The following is a 21,613-nucleotide window of genomic DNA, read 5'->3' on the forward strand; positions in this document are numbered from 1 at the left end:
CCGTCGTCACCGTCGTGTGAAGGTTGTGCGCGGGTTCGGCCAGGGCGCGTGCGTCGAGCGGTCCGCCGCCGCGACGGCCCGGAGACTGGTCATGTGGCCGTCGTGATCTGGACTCTCGTTGCTCTCCTCACCGCTGCGGCGGTGCTCGTCGTCGCCTCGTCGAGCACCGGCGCCGCGAACCCGTTGACCACCTTCCGCCGGGGGGTGCGCGCCCGCCGCAACCCCGACCGCGAGCAGGCGGCTGCTGCCCAGGCGGCCGCCGCGGCGCCGGTCGACCTCTCGCTGGCCGACTTCCTGCGCGCGACGGCGTCGGAGGGCGACGGCTACCTGAACCCCGACGAGCTGATCGAGGACCTGCGCGGTGCGCGGGAGCGTGCCGCCGCGGTCGTGCGTCCTCGCCGGGACGTCGTGGACGCGCACGACAAGGCCCGCTGACCCTCGGCTGACGCCCCGGGTCGCCGCGAGGTCCCTGCGCCCGACAGACTGTCCGCGTGGACTTCAACGACTTCCTGCCCTACCTCATCGGCATCCCCGTGCTGGTCGCGGGCGCCGCGGCCGCGGTGTCCGTGCGCCGGCGTCGCACCGACGCCCCGAAGCAGCCCGACGGCGACGAGCGCGCGGGTGCCTCGACCGGCACGGCCGTCGTGGACCGTCCGGCTGCGGCGCCCGCCACCGAGCCGGAGGCCCCCACCGCGACCGTCGCACCCGAGGACCTCCTGGTCCCCGAGGACATCGCGACCCCCGCACTGGAGACCCCGGAACCCACGGCCGGTCGTCTGCGCCGGCTCCGCGAGCGGCTCGCGCGCTCCGGCTCGCCGCTCGGGACCCGGCTGCTCGGCGTCCTGTCGCGCGACCACCTCACCGAGGACGACTGGGACGAGCTCGAGGAGACCCTGCTCCTCGCGGACGTCGGAGCGGGCCCGACCGACGAGCTCATCGACGCACTGCGCACCCGGGTGCGCGTCGACGGCCTGCGCGACGGCGAGGAGGCACGCGCCGTGCTGCGCGAGCAGCTGCTCGCGCTCGTCGAGCCCGGGCTCGACCGTTCGCTGGCGACCGAGCCCACCACGGGCGAGGACGGCAGCAAGGTCCCGGCCGTCGTGCTCGTCGTGGGCGTCAACGGCACCGGCAAGACGACGACGGTCGGCAAGCTCGCCCGTGTCCTGGTGGCGGACGGCCGCAGCGTGGTGCTCGGCGCGGCTGACACGTTCCGGGCGGCGGCGGCCGACCAGCTGCAGACGTGGGGCTCGCGCGTCGGTGTCCCCACCGTGCGCTCGGACCGGGACGGTGCCGACCCCGCGGCCGTCGCGTTCGACGCCGTGCGCGCCGGTGTGGCGGACGGCGCCGACGTCGTCCTGGTCGACACGGCGGGTCGGCTGCAGAACAAGGCCGGCCTCATGGACGAGCTGGGCAAGATCACCCGCGTCATCACGCGGACGGCGCCGCTGTCCGAGGTCCTGCTCGTGCTCGACGCGACCACCGGTCAGAACGGGCTCAACCAGGCGCGGGTCTTCGGCGAGGTGGCGGGCGTCACGGGCATCGTCCTGACGAAGCTCGACGGCACCGCGAAGGGCGGGATCGTCGTCGCCGTCCAGCGCGAGCTCGGCGTGCCGGTCAAGCTCGTGGGGCTGGGGGAAGGCCCCGACGACCTGGCGCCGTTCGACCCCGAGGCGTTCGTCGACGGGCTCCTGCAGTCCTGACGCGGTCCGGGGTACCGGGACGAACCGTCCCGGTCCCTGGACGATCGCCCAGCACGAAACTCAACGTTTACGCACCGGCGGGGGCTGTCACACGCCCGTAACGCCCGCGCCGGTCCCGCGAAACGGCCCCGCTCCACAGTTGTCGCAGTCCGGCCGCCCGGCTGGCGAGGGGAGTGCAGACATGGAGTGGGACACCGGAGCCGCAGCCTGGATGCTGACGTCAGCATCCCTCGTGCTCCTGATGACGCCAGGACTGGCGTTCTTCTACGGGGGCATGGTCAGGGGCAAGTCGGTCCTGAACATGATGATGATGTCGTTCGGCGCGATCGGCGTCGTCGGCGTGATCTACGTGCTGTGGGGCTGGTCGATGTCGTACGGCTCGAGCGTCGCCGGCATCTTCGGCAACCCGTTCGACCAGTTCGGCCTCAGCGGCACGCTGTTCGACGCCGACGGGAACCCGATGGTCGGGCTGGGCAACTACCCGCAGGTCATCGACGTCGCGTTCCAGGTGACGTTCGCGATCATCACGGTCGCGCTCATCAGCGGCGCGCTCGCCGACCGCACGAAGTTCGGCACGTGGCTCGCCTTCGTGGCCGTGTGGGTCACCGTCGGGTACTTCCCGATGGCGCACATGGTCTGGGGCGGCGGACAGCTGTCGGGGCTCGAGGGGTCCATCGCGGCCGCCATGTTCGGGACGACGGACGGTGTGGCCAACACGGCGCCGATCGACTTCGCCGGTGGCACTGTCGTGCACATCAACGCCGGTGTGGCCGCGCTCGTGCTCGCGCTGATCATCGGCAAGCGCAAGGGCTTCGGCACCGAGGCGATGCGTCCGCACAACCTGCCGTTCGTGATGCTCGGCGCGGCGCTCCTGTGGTTCGGCTGGTTCGGCTTCAACGCCGGCTCCGCCTTCGGCGCCGACGAGAACGCGGGCATGGCGTGGGTCAACACGACGACCTGCACCGCCGCGGCGATGCTTGCCTGGCTCCTGACGGAGAAGTTCCGCGACGGGCACGCCACGTCGCTCGGTGCCGCCTCGGGCATCGTCGCCGGTCTGGTCGCCATCACGCCGGCCGCCGGCGCGCTGCGCCCCCTGACGTCCATCATCCTGGGCGTCGTGGCCGGTGTGCTCTGCGCCCTGGCCGTGGGTCTGAAGTACAAGTTCGGCTACGACGACTCGCTCGACGTCGTCGGTGTCCACCTCGTCGGCGGTCTCGTCGGCACCGTGTTGATCGGCTTCCTGGCCGCCGACACGGGTCTGTTCTTCGGTGGTGGCGTCAACCAGCTGATCATCCAGATCGTGATCGCACTCGTCGCGATCGTGTTCTCCGGTCTGGTGACGCTGGTGATCGGTCTCATCCTCAAGGCCACGCTCGGGTGGCGCGTCTCGCAGGACGTCGAGGTCGGCGGCATCGACCTCGCGGTGCACGGCGAGACCGCGTACGAGAACCTGGGCGGCGCCCGTGTCGTGTCGGAGGTGAAGTGATGACGAAGCTCGTGACGGCGGTCATCCAGCCGCACAGGTTGGACGACGTCAAGTCGGCCCTCGAGGCTGCCGGGGTCCGCGGACTCACGGTCAGCGAGGCCAGCGGCTACGGCCGCCAGAAGGGGCACACCGAGGTCTACCGGGGTGCGGAGTACACGGTGGACCTGGTGCCGAAGGTGCGGATCGACGTCCTCGTCGCGGACGAGGACGTGGCCGGGGTCACCGAGGTCATCGTGCAGGCGGCGCAGACCGGCAAGATCGGTGACGGCAAGGTCTGGGTCGTGCCGGTCGAGGACGTGGCTCGCGTCCGCACCGGTGAGCACGGCGACGACGCCCTCTAGACGGACGGTCGCAGCACACAGATGACGATCGCACGGCCGCCCGCGGGGGGCGCGGCCGGGTCGCCGCAGCAGCCGCAGGTCCCGCACCCCGTCGGGGTGCGGGACCTGCGCGCTGCCCGGCTCGACCTGGCCGCACGGATGATGACACCGGGCACCGACGGAGTGGCGCGACGCCGCGCCGTGGCGGACCTGGTGGTCGGCGCGCTCGCGCTGCTCTGGACCGAGGCGACGGAGGGCCGCGACGTGCAGGGCGTCGCGCTCGGTGTCGTCGGGAGCGTGGGACGCGGCGACGCGAGTCCTGTCTCGGACCTCGACCTGCTGCTCGTGCACGAGGGGAGGGGGCACTCGGCGGATGACCTCGCACGGCTCGCCGAGCGCCTGTGGTACCCGATCTGGGACGCGGGGCTCGACCTCGACCACTCGGTCCGCTCGCTCGCGCAGTGCCGTCAGGTCGCGTCCAAGGACCTGCCGGCCGCGGTGGGGCTGCTCGAGCTGCAGCCCGTCGCCGGTGACGGCCTCGTGATCGCGCGCGCGACGTCGGCGCTGCTCGCCGACTGGCGGTCGGCCGCGCGCCGGCGCCTGCCGGAGCTGCTCGCCTCGACGCGTCAGCGTGCCGACCGGCACGGCGAGCTGGCCTACCTCATCGAGCCCGACATCAAGGAGGCTCGCGGCGGCATCCGCGACGCCGTCGTCCTGTCGGCGCTCGCTGCCACGTGGCTCACGGACCGGCCGCACGGTGCGGTCGACCACGCGTACACCCACCTGCTGGACGTGCGCGACGCGGTCCAGGTCGTGACGCGTCGGCACAGCAACCGGCTGCTGCAGGCCGACCAGGACGAGGTCGCCGGGCTCGTCGGCTTCGACGACCGCGATGACCTGCTGGCCTCGATCGCGGAGGCCGGGCGGGTCATCTCCTACGCGCTGGACACGACCGCGCGCAACGCGCGCCAGGCGCTGCAGCGTCCGGTGCGCGCGCCGATGCTGGTGCGGGGCCGGCGCACACCACCCCGGTTGCGGACCATCGCCGAGGGGCTCGTGGAGCACGACGGCGAGATCGTGCTCGCGGTCGACGCGCGCCCGGCGGAGGACCCGGTCCTGTCGCTGCGGGCCGCGGCGACGGCGACCCGGCCGGGGCTCGTCCTCTCGCCGGTGACGGTCGCGAGCCTCGAGGCGACCCCACCGCTGCCGACGCCGTGGCCGCGTGCGGCCCGCCAGCAGCTCCTGCACCTGCTCGGCTCCGGGCCGGCGCAGGTGCCGGTGTGGGAGGCCCTCGACCTCGCGGGCGTCGCGACGACGTGGATCCCCGAGTGGGCCGGTGTCCGCAACCGGCCGCAGCGCTCGGCCATCCACCGCCACACGGTCGACCGGCACCTCGTGGAGACGGTGGCCCGGGCGAGCCGCGACCGGCGGGCGGTGGGCTCTCCTGACACCCTGCTGCTCGCCGCGCTGCTGCACGACATCGGCAAGCGTGCGGGCGCGGGCGACCACTCGGTCGAGGGCGCCCGGCTCGCTGGCCCGATCATCGCCCGCATGGGGTTCGGGCCTCAGGTGGGGGCGGACGTGACCCGCCTCGTGCGTGAGCACCTCACGCTCTCCGAGCTGGCGACGACGGCGGACCATGACGACCCGGCGACGCTCGAACGGCTGCTCGATGCCGTGGACCACCGGATGGACCTGCTGACGCTGCTGCGGGCGCTCACGGAGGCCGATGCGTCGGCGGCGGGCCCCGCCGCGTGGACGACGTGGCGAGCGACGCTCGTCGACGACCTCACCGCCCGGGCCGCGCGTGCGCTGGCGGGTACCCTGGGACGTCCGTAGCCGTACCGCCGACCACCGCGAGGCCCAGGTTGTTCGCCACCCTCTCCGACCGTCTCACGTCGACGTTCAAGAACCTCCGTGCCAAGGGACGCCTGTCCGAGGCCGACATCGACGCGACGATCCGTGAGATCCGGCGCGCGCTGCTCGACGCCGACGTCGCCGTCCCCGTCGTCCGCCAGTTCACCGGGGCGGTGCGCGAGCGCGCCCTCTCGTCCGAGGTGTCGGGGGCGCTCAACCCCGCGCAGCAGGTCGTCAAGGTGGTCAACGACGAGCTGGTCGCGATCCTCGGCGGGCAGACGCGGGTCCTCGCGTTCGCCAAGCAGCCGCCGACCGTCATCATGCTGGCCGGCCTGCAGGGCGCGGGCAAGACGACGCTCGCGGGCAAGCTGGCACTCTGGCTGCGTGAGCAGGGGCACACGCCGCTGCTCGTCGCAGCGGACCTCCAGCGCCCCAACGCCGTGACGCAGCTGCAGGTCGTCGGCGAGCGCGCGGGGGTGCCCGTCCACGCACCGCACCCGGGCAACCAGGGTGCCGACGACGTCCTGCCCGCGGGTGCCGACCCGGTGGCGGTCGCACGCGCGGGCCTGGAGACGGCGCGCCAGAAGCAGTACGACGTCGTGATCGTCGACACCGCCGGCCGCCTGGGCGTCGACGCCGAGCTCATGGCGCAGGCGTCCGACATCCGCGACGCCGTCGACCCCGACGAGGTCCTGTTCGTCGTCGACGCGATGATCGGCCAGGACGCCGTGACCACCGCGCAGGCGTTCGCCGACGGCGTCGGGTTCACCGGTGTGGTGCTCTCCAAGCTCGACGGCGACGCGCGCGGTGGTGCCGCGCTGTCGATCGCGAGCGTCACGGGCCGGCCCATCATGTTCGCCTCGACGGGTGAGAAGCTCACCGACTTCGAGGTCTTCCACCCCGACCGGATGGCGTCGCGCATCCTCGACATGGGTGACGTGCTCACCCTCATCGAGCAGGCCGAGAAGGCGTTCGACGCCGAGCAGGCCGAGAAGATGGCCGGCAAGCTCGTGGCCGGCGAGGACTTCACGCTCGAGGACTTCCTCGTGCAGATGCAGCAGCTGAAGAACATGGGCTCCATCAAGAAGATGTTCGGCATGCTGCCGGGCATGGGGCAGATGCGCGAGGCCCTGGAGAACTTCGACGAGCGCGAGGTCGACCGGATCGAGGCGATCATCCGCTCGATGACCCCGGGCGAGCGGCAGAACCCGAAGATCATCAACGGCTCGCGGCGTGCCCGTATCGCGCGCGGGTCGGGCACCACGACGAGCGAGATCAACCAGCTGCTCGAACGGTTCGACGGCGCGAAGAAGATGATGCGCCAGATGGCCAAGGGCGGTGGCATGCCCGGCGGGATGCCCAGCATGGGCAACCTGCCCGGCATGGGTGGCAAGAAGTCCCGTGGCCGCCAGGCGCCGCAGCCGAAGCGCACCAAGGCGCGGTCCGGCAACCCCGCCAAGCGCGCCGAGCAGGAGCGCGCCGCGGCGGCGCGCGCGGCCGGCGAGGTCCCCGCGGCGCCCGCCGGGTCGGCGTTCGGACTCGGTGGCGCCCGTGACACGGCCCCCGACCCGGCGGCGTTCGACCCCGCGGAGCTGCCCGCCGGCCTGGGCGACCTGTTCAAGGGCCGCTGACGCCCGTGATCACCCACCTGCGCGGCACCGTCGTGCTGGGTGACGAGCACGAGGTCGGCGAGGCCTGGATCATCGGCGACCGGCTCACGCTGGAGCAGCCTGTGGAGCCGGCCGAGACCACGCTCGACGGCTGGGTCCTGCCCGGGCTCGTCGACGTGCACTGCCACATCGGGCTGGCGGCCGACGGCCCGGTGGACGACGGCGAGGCCGAGGCGCAGGCGCGGGCCGACCGGGACTCGGGCGTGCTGCTCGTGCGGGACGCCGGCTCGCCCGCGGACACCCGCTGGGTGGACCACCGTCGCGACCTGCCGCGGCTGCTGCGCGCCGGTCGTCACCTCGCCCTCACGAAGCGCTACCTGCGCCACTACGGGCGTGAGCTCACCGATCCCGCGCAGCTGCCCCAGGCAGTGCGCGAGGAGGCGGACCGCGGTGACGGCTGGGTCAAGCTCGTCGCCGACTGGATCGATCGTGACCTCGGGCCGGACGGCGACCTGCGTCCCCTGTGGCCCGCCGACGTCCTGAGCGACGCGGTGGCCGCCGCGCACGCCGCGGGCGCACGGGTCACGGCGCACACGTTCAGCCACGAGGCGATCGACCCTCTCCTCGACGCGGGCGTCGACTGCCTCGAGCACGCGACGGGCGCGACCCCCGCGCAGATCGCACGGATCGCGGCCGCCGGCGTGCCGGTGACCGCCACGCTCCTGCAGGTCGGGCAGTTCGAGGCCATCGCCGCCCAGGGGGAGGTGCGGTACCCGCGGTTCGCCGCGCGGATGCGTGTGATGCACGCCCGGCGGTACGACCACGTCCGTGACCTGCACGACGCCGGCGTCCGGGTGCTGGTCGGCACCGACGCGGGCGGGACGATCGACCACGGCCGTGTCGCGGACGAGGCGGCCGAGATGGTCCGTGCCGGACTCCCCGCACACGACGTGGTCGCGGCCGCGTCCTGGCGGACACGCGACTGGCTGGGGGTGCCCGGCATCGCCGAGGGTGCGAGCGCGGACGTCGTCGTCTACGACGCCGACCCGCGCGCGGACGTCGCGGCGCTGGCGTCCCCGCGTGCGGTCGTGCTGCGCGGCGTGCGCGTGCGCTGAGGCGCCGGTCCTCGACCGGGCCGAGCCGCGCACCCGCGCCCGCCGGCGGCCTGCGCGCGCGGGACCGATGCGTCGATTCGGTGGCAGTGCCGTCGGTCTGGCAGAATGATCGGCTGTACTCGGTCCGCGCAGCCCCTCTACCTGCTCGGTGTCCGTGTCCTCCGGCCGGAACGGCGCACCCTCCCCACGGGACGCACCGCGAGGCCACCCCAGCAGACATCAGGAGAACACCACCTCGTGGCAACGAAGATCCGTCTCAAGCGCCTGGGCAAGATCCGTGCGCCGTACTACCGCATCGTCGTCGCCGACTCGCGCACCAAGCGCGACGGTCGTGTGATCGAGGAGATCGGCAAGTACCACCCGACCGAGGAGCCCTCCCTCATCGAGATCTCCTCGGAGCGGGCGCAGTACTGGCTGGGCGTCGGCGCTCAGCCCACCGAGCAGGTGCGCGTGCTGCTCAAGGTCACCGGTGACTGGCAGAAGTTCAAGGGCCTGCCGGGCGCCGAGGGCACCTTGCGCGTCAAGCAGCCGAAGGTCGACCCGAAGGCTGCCGTCGAGGCTGCCGCGCTGGACGCCGAGAAGGTCAAGGCGAAGGCGTCGGAGAAGAAGGCTGCTGCCGCGGAGCCCGCCGAGCAGGCGGCTCCCGCCGAGGACGAGCAGGCCTGATGCTCGCCGACGCGCTCGAGCACCTGGTGCGCGGCATCGTCGACCACCCGGACGACGTGCACGTGCGTTCCTCGTCGCTGCGCCGGGGCGAGATGCTCGAGGTGCGTGTGCACCCCGAGGACCTCGGCCGCGTCATCGGACGCGGTGGCCGGACCGCTCGTGCGCTGCGCACGGTGGTCGGTGCGCTGTCGCCCGACGGTGCCGTGCGCGTCGACGTGGTCGACGTCGACCGGCGCTGACCGCAGACACCGACGGCCCGGTCCCTCGACGAGGGGCCGGGCCGTCGTCGTCCCCGACACGTCGGGGGAGGGAGTGACATGCTGCTGACCGTCGCCCGCATCGGGCGTCCCCACGGGCTGCGTGGGGAGGTGGCGCTGGACGTGCGGACCGACGCGCCAGAGGATCGGCTGGTCGTCGGCGCGCGGTTCGACACGGAGCCCGCAGCTGCTGGCCCGCTCGTCGTCGCGCAGGTGCGCGACGCGCAGGGGCGCTGGTACGCCACGTTCGAGGGCGTCGCCGACCGCAGCGCCGCCGAGGGCCTGCGCGGGGTGGCGCTCGTGGTCGACTCGGACGACGACCCGCACGACGACGACGGGTGGTACCCCCACGAGCTCGTCGGGCTGCGCGCGGAGCACGTCACCGACGGGCGCGTCCTCGGTGAGGTGGTGGGTCTCGAGCACCTGCCGGCGCACGACGTGCTCGTCCTGCGCGAGCCTGACGGTGCACGCACGCTCGTCCCGTTCGTCGAGGCGATCGTCCCGGTCGTCGACGTCGCGGGCGCTCGTGTCGTGCTCGACCCGCCCGGCGGGCTGCTCGCGGCCGACGTCGCCAACCTCGTCGTGAGCGACGAGACCCGCGGCACCGCACCCGACGAGGCCTGAGACGTGCGCATCGACGTCGTCTCGATCTTCCCCGAGTACCTGGCTCCGCTCGAGCTGTCCCTGGTCGGCAAGGCGCGCACCGCCGGTCTGCTGGACCTGCGGGTCCACGACCTGCGTGCATGGACTGACGACCGGCACCGGACGGTCGACGACACGCCCTTCGGTGGCGGTGCCGGCATGGTCATGCGGCCGGACGTGTGGGGTCGTGCGCTCGACGACGTCCTGACGCCGGACGCGCACCTGCTCGTCCCGTCGCCCGCCGGCACACCGTTCACGCAGCGCACCGCCGAGGCGTGGGCCACCGAGCAGCACCTGGTCGTCGCATGCGGCCGGTACGAGGGCATCGACGCGCGCGTCGTCGAGCACTATGCGACTCGGGGGCGGGTCACGGAGGTGTCGCTCGGCGACTACGTCCTCAACGGGGGCGAGGTGGCCGCGCTCGTCGTCGTCGAGGCAGTCGCCCGGCTGCTCCCCGGTGTCGTCGGCAACCCCGAGTCGCTCGTCGAGGAGTCGCACGGTGCCGCGGGGCTGCTGGAGTACCCCGTCTACACCAAGCCGCCGTCGTGGCAGGGGCACGACGTACCCGACGTGCTGCTGTCCGGGCACCACGCCCGTATCGCGCGCTGGCGTCGGGACGAGGCGCTGCGCCGGACCGCGGCCCGCCGCCCGGACATCCTCGTGGCGCTCGATGCGGTCCGGTGGGACCGGCACGACCTCGAGGTGCTCGCCGACTGCGGGTGGGTCCTGATCGACGGCCGCCTGCGCCCGAGCGACGGTGGCGATCCCGGGCGGGAGCCCGTCAGCGCCTGACGGTGCCGCGTGGGGGCGACCTGCGTCGTCGCACTCGTGGACGGCTGCACGGGCGCGATTGGGAGCAGACGGGCCGCTGTGGCAGACTGTCTGCTCGGTGTGCGTCCGCCGCCTCTCTGCCGCAGGGGAGAGCGCTCGTGACGCGCGGACCGGACCGGCCCTCGGCCGGGACCCCGGTCCGCACCGACAGACCCGAACCACGGGCGCGTGCCATGCCCAGGCAACGCGCGCGCCCGTCGATCACGTTCCTGACCTGCGGCAGGGCGGGGAAGCGACACGACATGCAGACGCTCGACGCGGTCGACGCAGCATCGCTGCGGCACGACCACCCGGACTTCCGCCCCGGAGACACCCTCAAGGTCAACGTGAAGGTCGTCGAGGGCAACCGCTCGCGCATCCAGGCCTTCCAGGGTGTCGTCATCGCCCGCCAGGGTTCCGGTGTGCGCGAGACCTTCACGATCCGCAAGATCAGCTTCGCCGTGGGCGTCGAGCGGACCTTCCCGCTGCACACGCCGTCGATCGACACGATCGAGGTCGTCACGCGCGGTGACGTGCGGCGCGCGAAGCTCTACTACCTGCGCGCGCTGCGTGGCAAGAAGGCGAAGATCAAGGAGAAGCGCGAGAACGCTCCGGCCAAGAAGAAGGGCTGAGCACCCCGCACTCCCGGTACGTCGCGACGGGCGGGCACCTTCGGGTGCCCGCCCGTCGTCGTCCCCGGACACCCAGCGGGCGTCCAGGGGGCGTCCTGGTGGTCTCGCGAGGTGGCCTCGCGGACCCCACGCGCGCGAGTCCGTGTCAGAGTGTGTCAGTGACCGAGTCCCGACCCGACGGACCGGGGTCGACGCCGTCCTCGAGCCGCCCCGCAGACGCACCGCCGACCGCCGCACACCCGCTGTGGACACCCACGGGCGCCCACGGCGGTGGCTCCGGCCAGGACTGGGCCTCCCGTTCGCGCGACGAGCGGGCCCGTGGCGAGGAGTCGGCAGCCGCGCACCGCGACCGCGACGCGGTCCGTCGGCGCCCGTCGACGGCGTGGTCGTGGGTCCGCGAGACGGCGATCATCCTGGTCAGCGCGCTCGTGCTGTCGCTCGTCGTGAAGACGTTCCTCGTGCAGGCGTTCTTCATCCCGTCGCAGTCGATGCACGAGACCCTCGTCGAGAACGACCGCATCCTGGTCAGCAAGCTGACACCCGGCCCGTTCGACCTCAAGCGCGGTGACATCGTCGTGTTCAAGGATCCCGGGGGCTGGCTGCCGCCGGAGATCAAGAAGCCGCAAGGTGCGCTGGCCGAGGCCGTCAACGAGGGGCTGACGTTCATCGGGCTGCTCCCGCAGGACGCCGGTGAGCACCTCGTCAAGCGCATCATCGGCCTGCCGGGTGATCGTGTGGCGTGCGCCGGCCCGGGGGAGCCGATCACCGTCAACGGCGTCCCGCTCGACGAGCCGTACCTGGCGCCCGGGTCGCAGCCGAGCGAGATGCAGTTCGACGTCGTCGTCCCGGAGAACTCGCTGTGGCTGATGGGTGACAACCGCCAGCAGTCGGCGGACTCCCGCCGCCACCAGGGTGAGCCGGGTGGCGGTTCGGTGCCGGTTGCCAACGTCGTGGGCGTCGCGTTCGTCACCGTGTGGCCGGTCGACCGCTTCACGCTCTTGAAGAACCCGTCCGCGACCTTCGCGGACGTGCCCGACGCGGGATGACGACGGCAGGTCCCGACGCGGTCGTCCGGGCGCCCGGACGCACGACCCGTCGTGCCACGGCCAGGCCGACTCCCCACCTGCGCCACGAGCGCGCCCTCCTGCGCACCGGCCTGCGCTACGTCGCCGGGATGGACGAGGTGGGGCGCGGGTCGCTGGCCGGACCCGTCTCCGTCGGGGTGGTCGTCGTGGACGTCGCCACCCGGTCCGCGCCGCGCGGGGTCGCCGACTCCAAGCTCCTGAGCCCTGCCGCTCGTCAGGCGCTGCTGCCCTCGCTCGACCGCTGGGGCGTGGCACGCGCTGTCGGGCACGCCTCGCCCGACGAGATCGACGAGCGCGGCATCATCGCGGCGCTGCGGCTGGCGGGTACGCGTGCGATGCGGTCGGTCCTCACCGTCGTCGAGCACGTCGACGCGGTGGTCCTCGACGGGTCGCACGACTGGCTCACGCCGCCCCAGCCCGACCTGTTCGGCACGCAGGGCGAGCTGTTCGACGGGCAGGGGGAGATCTCGCTCCCGGCGGTGCACCTGAAGGTCAAGGCGGACCGGTCGTGCGCGAGCGTCGCGGCGGCGAGCGTGCTGGCGAAGTGCGAGCGCGACGCCCTGATGGTGCGCCACGCCGTCGCGTACCCGCAGTACCGCTGGGAGGAGAACAAGGGCTACGCAGCGCCCGAGCACCTCGCTGCGCTCCGCGAGCACGGGCCGAGCCCGCTGCACCGCAGGTCATGGCGCCTGCCCACGACGCAGGAACCGATCGCCCAGGCCGGCGCAGAGGGCTGGGCCGTCGACGCGCTGCTCCCGGACGAGGTGCTGCGCGGGCCGTCATGACGGCGCGATGGGGGATGATGGTGCGGTGAGCGCCGAGGACCTGGAGAACTACGAGACCGACATGGAGCTCGCGCTGTACCGCGAGTACCGCGACGTGGTCGGCCTCTTCTCGTACGTGGTCGAGACCGAACGACGCTTCTACCTGGCGAACCACGTCGACCTGCAGGTCCGCTCGGCGGCCGGCGAGGTGTACTTCGAGCTGTCGCTCGTCGATGCCTGGGTGTGGGACGTCTACCGCTCGGCACGGTTCGTCAAGTCGGTCCGGGTCGTCACGTTCAAGGACGTGAACGTCGAGGAGCTCGCGAAGGCCGAGCTGGACCTCGGGGCGGGGCCCGGCTTCACCCGCTGACGCTCGTCGCCTCGCCCGCCCGCCCCGCGCTTCGTCGTCGGCGTCGAGCCGACCACAGGCCCCGCCGGCGGAGGGTCCGTCCACCGATCTGGCGCCGCGCCGCCGCACCCGGCCCGTCCGCGGGCAGGGTCGGTGCCGGAGGTGGTCGACGTGCGGGCGAAGGACGCGGTCGGACGGTACGGGGAGGACGTGGCGGCGGCGTTCGTCACGCAGGCGGGCTGGACGGTGCTCGCCCGCAACTGGCGGTGCCCCGAGGGGGAGCTCGACATCGTGGCCCTCGACGGCGACGAGGTCGTCGCGGTCGAGGTCAAGACGCGGCGCTCGACGGCCTACGGGCACCCCGCCGAGGCGGTCACGTACCGCAAGCTGGCACGACTACGACGACTGACGGCCCGGTGGCTGAGTGAGCACGACGTGCGCGCCCGTTCGGTGCGGGTCGACGTCATCGCGGTGCTCGTGCAGCGCCGGGGCGCTGCGCAGGTCGAGCACCTCGTCGGGGTGGTCTGAGTGCTCGGGCGCACGCGTGCCGTCGCGCTGGTGGGGCTCGTCGGGCACCTCGTGGACGTGGAGTCCCACCTGGCCCCGTCCCTGCCCGCCTTCACGCTCGTCGGCCTGCCCGACGCCTCGCTGGCCGAGGCGCGGGACCGGGTACGGGCCGCGGTGACGTCGTCCGGGCTCGCCTGGCCGACACGACGCATCACGGTCAACCTGTCTCCGGCGACCCTGCCCAAGACCGGGTCGTCGTTCGACCTGGCGGTCGCCGTCGCGACGCTGGCGGGCGCCGGCCTGGTCGAGGTCGCGTCCGTGGCCGGGTGGGTCCACCTCGGGGAGCTGGGTCTGGACGGCCGTCTGCGGCCGGTGCGCGGCGTGCTGCCGTCCGTGGCGGCCGCCGTCGCGGCGGGGCACCCTCGGGTCGTGGTGCCGCGGGGCAACCTCGAGGAGGCGCGCCTGGTGCCCGGCGCGCAGGTCCTCGCCGCGGACAGCCTCGCGCAGGTGGCCGCGCACCACGGTGCCGACGTCGAGGTGCTCGACGTCGAGCCCGTGCGGGACGTCGTCTGCGTCGTCCCCGCACGCCGCGAGCCCGACCTCGGTGACGTCCTCGGCCAGGACGAGGCGCGGTACGGCCTGGAGGTGGCGGCGGCCGGGGGTCACCACCTCCTCATGGTCGGTCCCCCGGGCGCGGGCAAGACGATGCTCGCGGCGCGGCTCCCGGGACTGCTGCCGGACCTCGACGAGGCCGACGCCGTGGAGGTCACCGCCGTGCACTCGGTCGCGGGCACGTTCGATCCGGGAGGCGGGCTGGTACGCCGACCCCCGTTCGAGGACCCGCACCACACCGCCACGCCGGCGAGCATCGTCGGTGGCGGCTCGGGCCTGCCGCGGCCGGGTGCGGCGTCCCGCGCCCACCGCGGGGTCCTGTTCCTCGACGACTCCAACTATCATCTTGCACTCCCGAGGCCGCCCGATCGAGCTGCACTCCCGTCCGTGAGGTGTCGGGACCCAAGGACCCGCCTAGCTTCCGGTCGGCATTCCGGTGCCCGAGTTGCCGGTCAACCGTCCGTCGGCCGCTAGAGCACCCCGCCCGCGACTAGGTTCCAGTCATGGAGTCCTCCGAGCAGCGCTTCCTGCATGAGATCCGGTCGACGTACGCCGATCTTGAGCGGTGGAGGGTGCGCGCATCCTCGGTGGAGGAGCCGGAGCGGGGCAGCGAGCTCGCGGTTGATGACCACGTGTTCCCGCGTCACCGCATCAGCAGTGTGGCATGGCTCTCGTTGGCGTTGGCAGGTGAGCACCTTCGTCTCGCTCGGGACGCCATTGAAGCTCAGCAGCTGTATCCGAGTGCTCACTTCTCGGTGCTGCGGAGTGCGCTCGTCGGCGCTGCGCAAGGGGTCTGGATCCTCGGCCCAGACCATGGGGCACAACGCCAAGAGCGTGGGCTGATCGTCCTCGCCGAGATGCACGAGCAGATGCGCAAGTACTACAACCGGCTGTCTGACTTCGCGCTGAGCGACCAGGAGCGCACCGAGCTCGTTGCACAGCAGGAGTGGCTGGCGCAGCGAGTCGAGGAAGTAGCAAGGGCCAGGACCGGGCGGCAGAAGCTCGAACTGACCACCACGGTCATCCCAGAGGCGCTAGATCTCGTATTCCCCGACAGCGAGCGTCGACAGCAGGGGCGTGCTCTGTGGTACGAGATGAGTGGCGACGCTCATGTACTCGGTTGGTCCACGATTCCGAGGGGATCGGTCATCGCGGCCGACCGGCTATCAGGTCTAGCGACGCACGTAGTGGGTGGTTCGCTTGACCAGATCTCTCAGCCCTTCATTGCGTCCTACAAGATGCTCCGCGTCGGGTGGAGTCTGTATGACCGTCGATGTGAGGGCCGGTAGGCAGTCAGCAGCTCCGAAGGAGTCATGCACAGTCTTCGGCCGACAGTGCCCAGCGCGGGGCCGTGTTACAGCAGCGCTCGTCTCCTAGGCGTCGGCGGTCCGAATCTGGTTGGGGCGGCGGCGCGCCGGGCCCAGACGGTGGGCACGGCTAGGGGGCGGAACTCTGGGCAGGCGGCGGAATATGGCCGGGAGGCTCTGTGGTGGTGAGTCCGATGTAAAGCGTCGCGCCGATGGCCAGCGCAGAAACCACGACAGCGGCCCAGGTGGCGCGGGCTGCGGCCCGCGCGGCCCTTGCGCTTGCCCCGGTGAGGCGTTCCATGACCAAGAGGCTGATCGCCTCCCGGATGCGGGCCTCGTCGTCGTGGGCTTCCCGACGCGCGCTCCTCACCAGATCGTGGGCTTCGAGGGATTCCTTGATCCAGTCAAGTCTCATGCGCATGTCTTTAGGGCTCGCCGGGTCAGCGGTCGCCTGTAGTTCCTCGGCGAACTTATATGTCCGCTCAGCGGAGGCGCGCTCCTCCCCGTCGATCCCCTCACGCTTCGCTACCACGACCCTTAGGCGCTCCCGAAGCTCGCGCTCGTCGTCGCTCATGCTCTCCCTACCCATGTCGGAGAGTGTGGCGCAAGCGCGACGTCGAGACTAGGCAGCATCTGCGCGAGCGCCCACGGTCAGGACGCCGTTGACCGGGCGGCGGCAGGAGCGCCGTTCGCGAGCGCGGGGCAGGGCAAGTGCTGCGGACGACCGCGCTTGCTCAAGATGGAGCGGGAGTCTGGCCCGCGAGCTGGACCCGGGCGGTACGCTCGGCATCAGTAGCGACGAGAGGACCTGTGGATGTCTGAGCTTCCGGTCAGTTTCGACCCCTTAGAGTTCCGGCCAACTGGGCCGAATGAGATGTCGGCACACGCCCGGAACATCGTCAAGAACGTTCTGGACAGCTACACGGGACGATTCGACGTCTTGGCGGAAGCGGTTCAGAACGCGATGGACGCGATCGAGGCACGTTGGGGTGCAGGCGTAGATAACGCGGCCGGGCGTCGTGATGGGGAATACCCGACGATCCGCATTGAGATCGACGCGTCCGCAAGGAACGAGATAACGGTCACCGATAATGGCGTCGGTATAGCCGGTGACAAGCTGCAGGAGGTTTTTACGCCTCACCTTAGCCCGAAGCTGCTCTATGGAAGGCCGACCCGAGGACACAAGGGTGTTGGAACTACATTTCTAATCTACGGGCATCCGGCCTTCGAGGTGCGGACGAAGACGACTTCTGGCGAGGTGCACGCCTATCGAATCCAGGGCGGGTCCGAATGGGTGCAGGGCGAGACTATTCTGCCTGCACCAAAGTTCGAAAGGGTCGAGGACGCAGGGCGGCGGCTCGAAAACTTCGGCTCCGGGACAAGCATTACGGTTAAGGTCGACGAGAGCACGCGCTTTGGTCGAGTGCGCAACGCTCAATACAACAAGCTCGAGACGTGGGAGCTTGTTCTTCGAACATTCACCGCTATCGGCATTGTGAACGTCGGCATTGCTGACCATCGGCGCCCGGAGTGGGTTCGAGAGCTGCGTGTCGAACTTGAGCTTTTGGGTGTCTCTGGTGGCGGGACATGCACTGTCGTCCCGAAGTTTCATTTCCCTCACTCGGATGCTGCCACGAGCGTGAGCCTATCGGAGTTGTGGTCCGGTTCGGTGAGCGACAGTAATCGCTACGAAATGCTCTACCTCGAGCTTGGGCCTGACGCCCTCGAGCAGCAACTAAAAGCACAGATTGAAGAACTCGAAAACAGTGACTCGGCGGAGGATCAGGAAACCCTCCAGACCCTAAGAAAGTACGAGACCTCGGTTTATGCCAGCTGGGCATACAAGAACACGCTCTATGAGGACCTTTATCGGGGCGCACTCGAAGAGCCATCGGCGAAGCGTTTCCAGTACATGAACGTGCGCGGGGGGCTAATGGTGGCCTCCGTGGGAATGCCGATCGGCGAGACGACGGACCATCCTTACGCGACTATGAAGCCTGAGTATCGCAGGCGCCTCTTCATGATCGCGTCCTTCAATGGGAAGTATTCGCCGGACTTGGGCCGGAAGACCATCCCCGCTCAGGATCGCGCCTTCCTGGAGTGGCTCGAGCGCCAGATCCAGAACCTGTTCCTTCGCTATATTGGCAGGCTGGTCCGGTCCAACGACGAGGCGCCCCATCATGCCGGTGGATTCGCTCAAGCGAAAGAGGAGCTCGCGAGCGAAGGCGACAGGGTTCGCAAGCGTACTGAGAAGCTGCAGGCCATGTCCGAGCCACTCGGTTTTGCATACGAGCCGCGATACGAAGCCGAGTTGGTGGGGATCTTCTACGCGCTGCTTGCGTCGGGAGATCTCCGGGGCTACCGACTTCTCGCCGTGCCGGGTAGCACAACGCGCCTCGACGGCTACTTTGATTTCGAGGCATCACAGTTCGCCAAGCCCACTCCGGATGACCTGGCTCCGCTCGGAATCGCCGAGAGCAAGGCGACCGGTGGCGCGTTCCAGCGCCGGGGTAAGTGGCTGGAGTTCAAGGTGCGCCTGGACGACCTTATCGATGACTTCGAGGCTGAAGACGCCACAGGGAGTAAGAAATACTTCGATCTAGTCGACCTGGTTGTGGCCTGGGAAGTGCCTGCCGGAGAGTCCATCGGCGACTATGACTTGGTCGAGTTGAAGGAGGGCAACTGGAACGAGCGCGATTATTACGGCGCGACGCACCTCCTCAGGAAGAGCGGTGGGAACCACGTCGTCCAGGTTCTGGCCCTTCAAGACTTCATTCGTCGCATGCAGTCGGTGGCGCCAGCGACCGCGTAGTCTTGAGGATTGCCATAGCTGCGGCGTTTGTTGCGGCGATATTGCAATGCGGGAGCTTTGCGAACCTCCCGCGCAAGTCGGAGCGACCGCGCGAGCTATCGCGGAACCTAGGAGGCTGCCCCGGTAGTGCATTGAGCCCCACTCGAGTGCCTACCCCTGGGGGGCTGACCCCTTTGGGTTGATGTCGCGCACCGCCATGTCTTAGCTGCGCGCTGTACGCCGAAAATGGGGAGGTCCTCAAACCGGTGCGGCAGAACGCAGAAAAGGGCCCCTAGCCTGCGGCTTTGAGTCGCAAGCTAGGGGCCCTCAGTAAGCCCTCGCGGGCAGGATGTTGCTCAGTCGCGACAACCGTGGGCTCGGTCGTGGGCGGTGTGGCATGGCTCGCAGAGTGGCAGATAGTCCGCCGGGCGGTCGCTGTAGACGAGACCGGCGCCCTTCCTGCCCTGTTCGCCGTACAGCGCACGCGCGTCGCGACGGTGTGAGTAGGCCCAGTGTTGCGCGGGCTCGCCGCAGTCCTCGCATGGGTGCTGCCTGGGGCGACCGCGCGCGGCGCGTACGCGATCGTGAGCGCCGCCGTAGGACAGGCCCAACGGGTTTCGACCCCCGGCGCCCGGGTGCGCAACGCGGTTGCCGCAGGTCCGGGCCCGCCCGCTGGTGACGTTGGTCAGCCACATCTCCGACGTCGCGCCGCAGTCGCAGAGCACGCGAACCCGGGAGTGCCCCCTCACCTTGCCAAGACGCTCGACGAGCACGAGAGAGCCGAACCGGGCACCGACGGCGTACCTGTGCGCCCGACTGCTCTCGCTGGGGTTGCTTGGGACCAGACGCGTGCCCGCAGCCCGCCCCGAGCTCGACTCCGTGCCCCTGCACCGCTGGGCGGGGTCGCTCAACATCGTCAGCGCCTCCGCTCACTGTCAGGCCGTCGGGGACGGCGTCGCGACCGGCGTGGCCAAGCGTGCAGGTCTTCGGCGGTCGGCCGCTCCTTGCGCGCCAGCGAGCGCAGCCCTTGCACCTCGCGCGCCACATCGTCGGACCTGTCGTGCAGCTCGTCCGCCTGGCGGCGCATGCGGTCCTCTGCCCGCGCTCGTTGGTCGGCGAACTGGTGCACCCGGCGCCGGAAGTCCGTCACGGCTGCACGGTGCTCCCGAGAGCAGAAGGCTGCCCCCTTGGAGGTGGGTGCATCGCAGAGCGCGCACGTCCCGCCCATCGTCGCGGCCCCCCTCTGTGTCTGTGCCCCCTCCGCGCTCACAGGTCCGCCACCCCCGTTGCCGCCTTCTCAGCCGCGCGGCTTCCAAGGAACGCAGCCCACGAGGGCAGGGCGCCCGCGTCCTGGTCTTCCCGCTCGGCGCGACGCACCGCCTGCAGCCCGTCGGAACGGATCATCCAGCCTGCCGCCGCCGCCGCCTCACCGAGGGTCTTCCAGAGGACGTCCTCGGTCGTCGGCGCCTCCACGCGCCGACCGTCAAGGGTGAGCGCCTGTCGCCCCAACCCGCGCGCCGTCAGCTGTACCGGCTCGGTCCGGTAGAGGTTGACGTCTTGGGCCGCGCGCAGCGCTCCCGCAACGGCCTGCCGCTGCCCCTCGGCGATGATGGCGAGGGTGCCCAGCGCCTGCGCGATGTCGTCCACCGCCTGGCGCCGTGCCTCCGTGAGCGCGCTGTCGTCCACGATGGGCGCAAGGGCAGCCGCGAGGTCGTTCGCGAGGGCCACCCGCTCGGCCCCCTGCGCCCGGCTTAGCGCCACGGCGGCGCCGTCTGCCAGCAGGGTTGCGTGCTCGACAGCCGCCGTCGCCTGAGCGAGGGCCGTCACGGTCACGTCCTCACCCTGTGCGACACGCTCGCGGATCTCATCCAGTGCAGCGCGCGCGTCGTTCAGCGCACGTTGCGCGGCAGCGTGCCGGTCCTGTGCTGCGAGGCGCTGCGTCGTCGCGGTGGGCCCGGCAGGGCCGCTCTCCGTGGTGCGCGCGCTTTCGGTCCTGGTGGTCGTGCTCTTGGCGGTAGCCATCGTGGGCTGTCCTCTCGGTTGCGGGACGCGGACGCGTCCCTATGACGCGCGTCGGCGTTGCTCGACGCGGATACACCGAGGCGCGGGGCCTCGGCTTTGTGTTCCTTGAAGGGGCTGGGGATGGGTCGTGCCACCCCGAGTGCTCATGCCGGTGACGCGGCGTGCGTCCTCGGAGCCCTTCGGAGCAGTGAGCTCCCGAGGCTTGGCACGGCGTGCGGTGCGCCAGCGCACGGCACGGCGTGCGGTGCGCCAGGGCATGGCATCGAAGGTCCGGGGAGGGGTTGCCCGAGGCGCCGTGTGCACCTCTGCGGCCCTCTCGAGCCCGTCCCCTCACCCTGGAGCGGCGGGGCCCTTGCGAGGGCCCTGCGGGGCGCCAGGGCGCCCGCACGCGGTTCGTGTCGCAGCTCTGGTAGCGGCCACGCGCTGGCGCCCTGTGGCGCCCGGCGGCGCAGCGGCGAAGGCACCACCGGGATTGCGTCCGCCCTGCGCTCAGGCCGTCGGCGGTTGGCGATGGGCGGGCCGCGCCAGCGGCCCCAGGCCTAGAGCGTTGCTCGCGGTGGGCCCGGAGGGCCCCGCAAGCCCTACGTCAGGAACACCGGCAGGATCTCGTCTGCCAGCCTGTCGACCTCCGCACGCGCCGCTGCTTCTGCCTCCGCCGCTGCGGCTGCGGCTGCCCAGGCCGCTGCCCCCCGTACCTCTGTAGCGCATTGCTCTATAGAGGTAGAGCCAGAGCCAGTAGTAGAGCCTGCGTTATACGGCTCTGGTGGCGTACTAGGGGTCGCATCTCCTCGGCGCTCCCGGCCCCCACCTAGTGCGCCATCTGCGACAGGGGCCGCACCTAGTGCGCCATCTGCGACAAGGGCGAGGGCCCCTAGTGCGCCATCGGCGGCACCTTGCACGGTGGGCACCGACGGGGGGCCTAGTGCGCCATCTGCGACAGGCAGGCTCAGGCGGTAGTGCTTCGGCCCGCGCATCGGCGCGTGCACGAGCGTCAGCCAGCCTGCAGCTGCGAGCGCCACCATGTGCCGGTTCACCGTGCGTACCCCGGCGCCGATCTCGCGCGCGATGCGAGCTTGTGAGG

The 21,613-nt window shown here is 71.2% G+C and carries 20 protein-coding genes and 1 pseudogene; 19 read left to right on the forward strand and 2 right to left on the reverse strand.

Features of this window, described 5'->3' with window-relative positions; all coding sequences use genetic code 11:
• Positions 1-93: 93 nt before the first annotated feature.
• The 18 genes and pseudogenes from NP048_RS07235 (at position 94) to NP048_RS07320 (ending at position 15,701) form a co-directional block, all read left to right on the forward strand.
• Positions 94-435, forward strand: a complete 342-nt coding sequence (locus NP048_RS07235; protein ID WP_256769457.1) for a hypothetical protein — start codon at positions 94-96, stop codon at positions 433-435.
• Positions 436-491: 56 nt separating this feature from the next.
• Positions 492-1,700, forward strand: coding sequence for a signal recognition particle-docking protein FtsY (gene ftsY / locus NP048_RS07240; protein ID WP_227577533.1), 1,209 nt, complete (start codon positions 492-494; stop codon positions 1,698-1,700).
• Positions 1,701-1,881: 181 nt separating this feature from the next.
• The gene (locus NP048_RS07245) at positions 1,882-3,186 is read left to right on the forward strand and encodes an ammonium transporter (RefSeq protein ID WP_227577534.1); all 1,305 of its coding nucleotides are present in this window, start codon (positions 1,882-1,884) and stop codon (positions 3,184-3,186) included.
• Complete coding sequence (locus NP048_RS07250) at positions 3,186-3,527, forward strand: P-II family nitrogen regulator (protein ID WP_208197615.1); 342 nt, start codon at positions 3,186-3,188, stop codon at positions 3,525-3,527. Before NP048_RS07245 ends, NP048_RS07250 begins: the two co-directional genes overlap by 1 nt.
• Positions 3,528-3,548: 21 nt before the next feature.
• Complete coding sequence (locus tag NP048_RS07255) at positions 3,549-5,345, forward strand: [protein-PII] uridylyltransferase (protein ID WP_227577535.1); 1,797 nt, start codon at positions 3,549-3,551, stop codon at positions 5,343-5,345.
• Between the two features lie 29 nt (positions 5,346-5,374).
• A complete protein-coding gene (gene ffh / locus NP048_RS07260) occupies positions 5,375-6,994 on the forward strand; it encodes a signal recognition particle protein (RefSeq protein WP_227577536.1) in 1,620 nt (539 codons plus the stop codon).
• Between the two features lie 5 nt (positions 6,995-6,999).
• Entirely contained in the window at positions 7,000-8,088 is a 1,089-nt protein-coding gene (locus NP048_RS07265; protein WP_227577537.1) for an amidohydrolase family protein, read from the forward strand.
• 237 nt (positions 8,089-8,325) lie between these two features.
• The gene (gene rpsP, locus NP048_RS07270; protein ID WP_227577538.1) at positions 8,326-8,754 is read left to right on the forward strand and encodes a 30S ribosomal protein S16; all 429 of its coding nucleotides are present in this window, start codon (positions 8,326-8,328) and stop codon (positions 8,752-8,754) included.
• A complete protein-coding gene (locus tag NP048_RS07275; RefSeq protein WP_191783510.1) occupies positions 8,754-8,993 on the forward strand; it encodes an RNA-binding protein in 240 nt (79 codons plus the stop codon). The genes rpsP and NP048_RS07275 overlap by 1 nt, the downstream gene beginning before the upstream one ends.
• 78 nt (positions 8,994-9,071) lie before the next feature.
• Complete coding sequence (gene rimM / locus NP048_RS07280; protein ID WP_227577539.1) at positions 9,072-9,635, forward strand: ribosome maturation factor RimM; 564 nt, start codon at positions 9,072-9,074, stop codon at positions 9,633-9,635.
• Between the two features lie 3 nt (positions 9,636-9,638).
• Positions 9,639-10,445 carry a tRNA (guanosine(37)-N1)-methyltransferase TrmD gene (trmD, locus tag NP048_RS07285; protein ID WP_227577540.1) on the forward strand — a complete coding sequence of 269 codons (807 nt, stop codon included), beginning with the start codon at positions 9,639-9,641 and terminating at the stop codon, positions 10,443-10,445.
• 281 nt (positions 10,446-10,726) lie between these two features.
• Positions 10,727-11,095: a 50S ribosomal protein L19 gene (gene rplS / locus NP048_RS07290; protein WP_227577541.1), complete on the forward strand. Its 369-nt coding sequence runs from the start codon at positions 10,727-10,729 to the stop codon at positions 11,093-11,095.
• 158 nt (positions 11,096-11,253) lie between these two features.
• Positions 11,254-12,141, forward strand: coding sequence for a signal peptidase I (gene lepB / locus NP048_RS07295; RefSeq protein ID WP_227577542.1), 888 nt, complete (start codon positions 11,254-11,256; stop codon positions 12,139-12,141).
• Positions 12,138-12,965, forward strand: a complete 828-nt coding sequence (gene rnhB / locus NP048_RS07300) for a ribonuclease HII (protein ID WP_227577543.1) — start codon at positions 12,138-12,140, stop codon at positions 12,963-12,965. The genes lepB and rnhB overlap by 4 nt, the downstream gene beginning before the upstream one ends.
• Before the next feature lie 25 nt (positions 12,966-12,990).
• Positions 12,991-13,314, forward strand: coding sequence for a DUF2469 domain-containing protein (locus NP048_RS07305; protein ID WP_203670487.1), 324 nt, complete (start codon positions 12,991-12,993; stop codon positions 13,312-13,314).
• Positions 13,315-13,464: 150 nt separating this feature from the next.
• On the forward strand, positions 13,465-13,821 hold the full coding sequence (locus NP048_RS07310; protein WP_227577544.1) for a YraN family protein: 357 nt from the start codon (positions 13,465-13,467) through the stop codon (positions 13,819-13,821).
• Positions 13,822-14,748 (forward strand): annotated as a pseudogene (locus NP048_RS07315) (YifB family Mg chelatase-like AAA ATPase); the annotation flags it as partial.
• 167 nt (positions 14,749-14,915) lie between these two features.
• On the forward strand, positions 14,916-15,701 hold the full coding sequence (locus tag NP048_RS07320) for a hypothetical protein (RefSeq protein ID WP_227577545.1): 786 nt from the start codon (positions 14,916-14,918) through the stop codon (positions 15,699-15,701).
• A 148-nt stretch (positions 15,702-15,849) separates the two neighbouring features.
• Here the strand turns inward: NP048_RS07320 and NP048_RS07325 are convergent, their stop codons facing one another.
• Positions 15,850-16,293, reverse strand: a complete 444-nt coding sequence (locus tag NP048_RS07325) for a hypothetical protein (protein WP_256769458.1) — start codon at positions 16,291-16,293, stop codon at positions 15,850-15,852.
• A gap of 240 nt (positions 16,294-16,533) precedes the next feature.
• Between NP048_RS07325 and NP048_RS07330 the strand changes: the two genes are divergently transcribed.
• Positions 16,534-18,531 (forward strand): ATP-binding protein, encoded by a 1,998-nt coding sequence (locus NP048_RS07330; protein WP_227577547.1) that lies wholly within the window; start codon positions 16,534-16,536, stop codon positions 18,529-18,531.
• 1,245 nt (positions 18,532-19,776) lie between these two features.
• Here NP048_RS07330 and NP048_RS07335 read toward each other — a convergent pair.
• Entirely contained in the window at positions 19,777-20,532 is a 756-nt protein-coding gene (locus NP048_RS07335; protein WP_227577548.1) for a hypothetical protein, read from the reverse strand.
• Positions 20,533-21,613 lie beyond the last annotated feature (1,081 nt).

It is taken from the genome of Cellulomonas xiejunii (assembly GCF_024508315.1).
Taxonomy (GTDB): Bacteria; Actinomycetota; Actinomycetes; order Actinomycetales; family Cellulomonadaceae; genus Cellulomonas; species Cellulomonas xiejunii.

What these genes read in the sequence shown, in the direction of transcription:
- NP048_RS07275 (WP_191783510.1), top strand. Translation starts at nt 8,754, where the DNA reads ATGCTCGCCGACGCGCTCGAGCACCTGGTGCGCGGCATCGTCGACCAC.
- NP048_RS07320 (WP_227577545.1), top strand. Translation starts at nt 14,916, where the DNA reads ATGGAGTCCTCCGAGCAGCGCTTCCTGCATGAGATCCGGTCGACGTAC.
- NP048_RS07255 (WP_227577535.1), top strand. Translation starts at nt 3,549, where the DNA reads ATGACGATCGCACGGCCGCCCGCGGGGGGCGCGGCCGGGTCGCCGCAG.
- rplS (WP_227577541.1), top strand. Translation starts at nt 10,727, where the DNA reads ATGCAGACGCTCGACGCGGTCGACGCAGCATCGCTGCGGCACGACCAC.
- NP048_RS07325 (WP_256769458.1), bottom strand. Translation starts at nt 16,293, where the DNA reads ATGAGCGACGACGAGCGCGAGCTTCGGGAGCGCCTAAGGGTCGTGGTA.
- rimM (WP_227577539.1), top strand. Translation starts at nt 9,072, where the DNA reads ATGCTGCTGACCGTCGCCCGCATCGGGCGTCCCCACGGGCTGCGTGGG.
- NP048_RS07250 (WP_208197615.1), top strand. Translation starts at nt 3,186, where the DNA reads ATGACGAAGCTCGTGACGGCGGTCATCCAGCCGCACAGGTTGGACGAC.
- rnhB (WP_227577543.1), top strand. Translation starts at nt 12,138, where the DNA reads ATGACGACGGCAGGTCCCGACGCGGTCGTCCGGGCGCCCGGACGCACG.
- NP048_RS07245 (WP_227577534.1), top strand. Translation starts at nt 1,882, where the DNA reads ATGGAGTGGGACACCGGAGCCGCAGCCTGGATGCTGACGTCAGCATCC.
- NP048_RS07335 (WP_227577548.1), bottom strand. Translation starts at nt 20,532, where the DNA reads ATGGCTACCGCCAAGAGCACGACCACCAGGACCGAAAGCGCGCGCACC.
- NP048_RS07330 (WP_227577547.1), top strand. Translation starts at nt 16,534, where the DNA reads ATGTCTGAGCTTCCGGTCAGTTTCGACCCCTTAGAGTTCCGGCCAACT.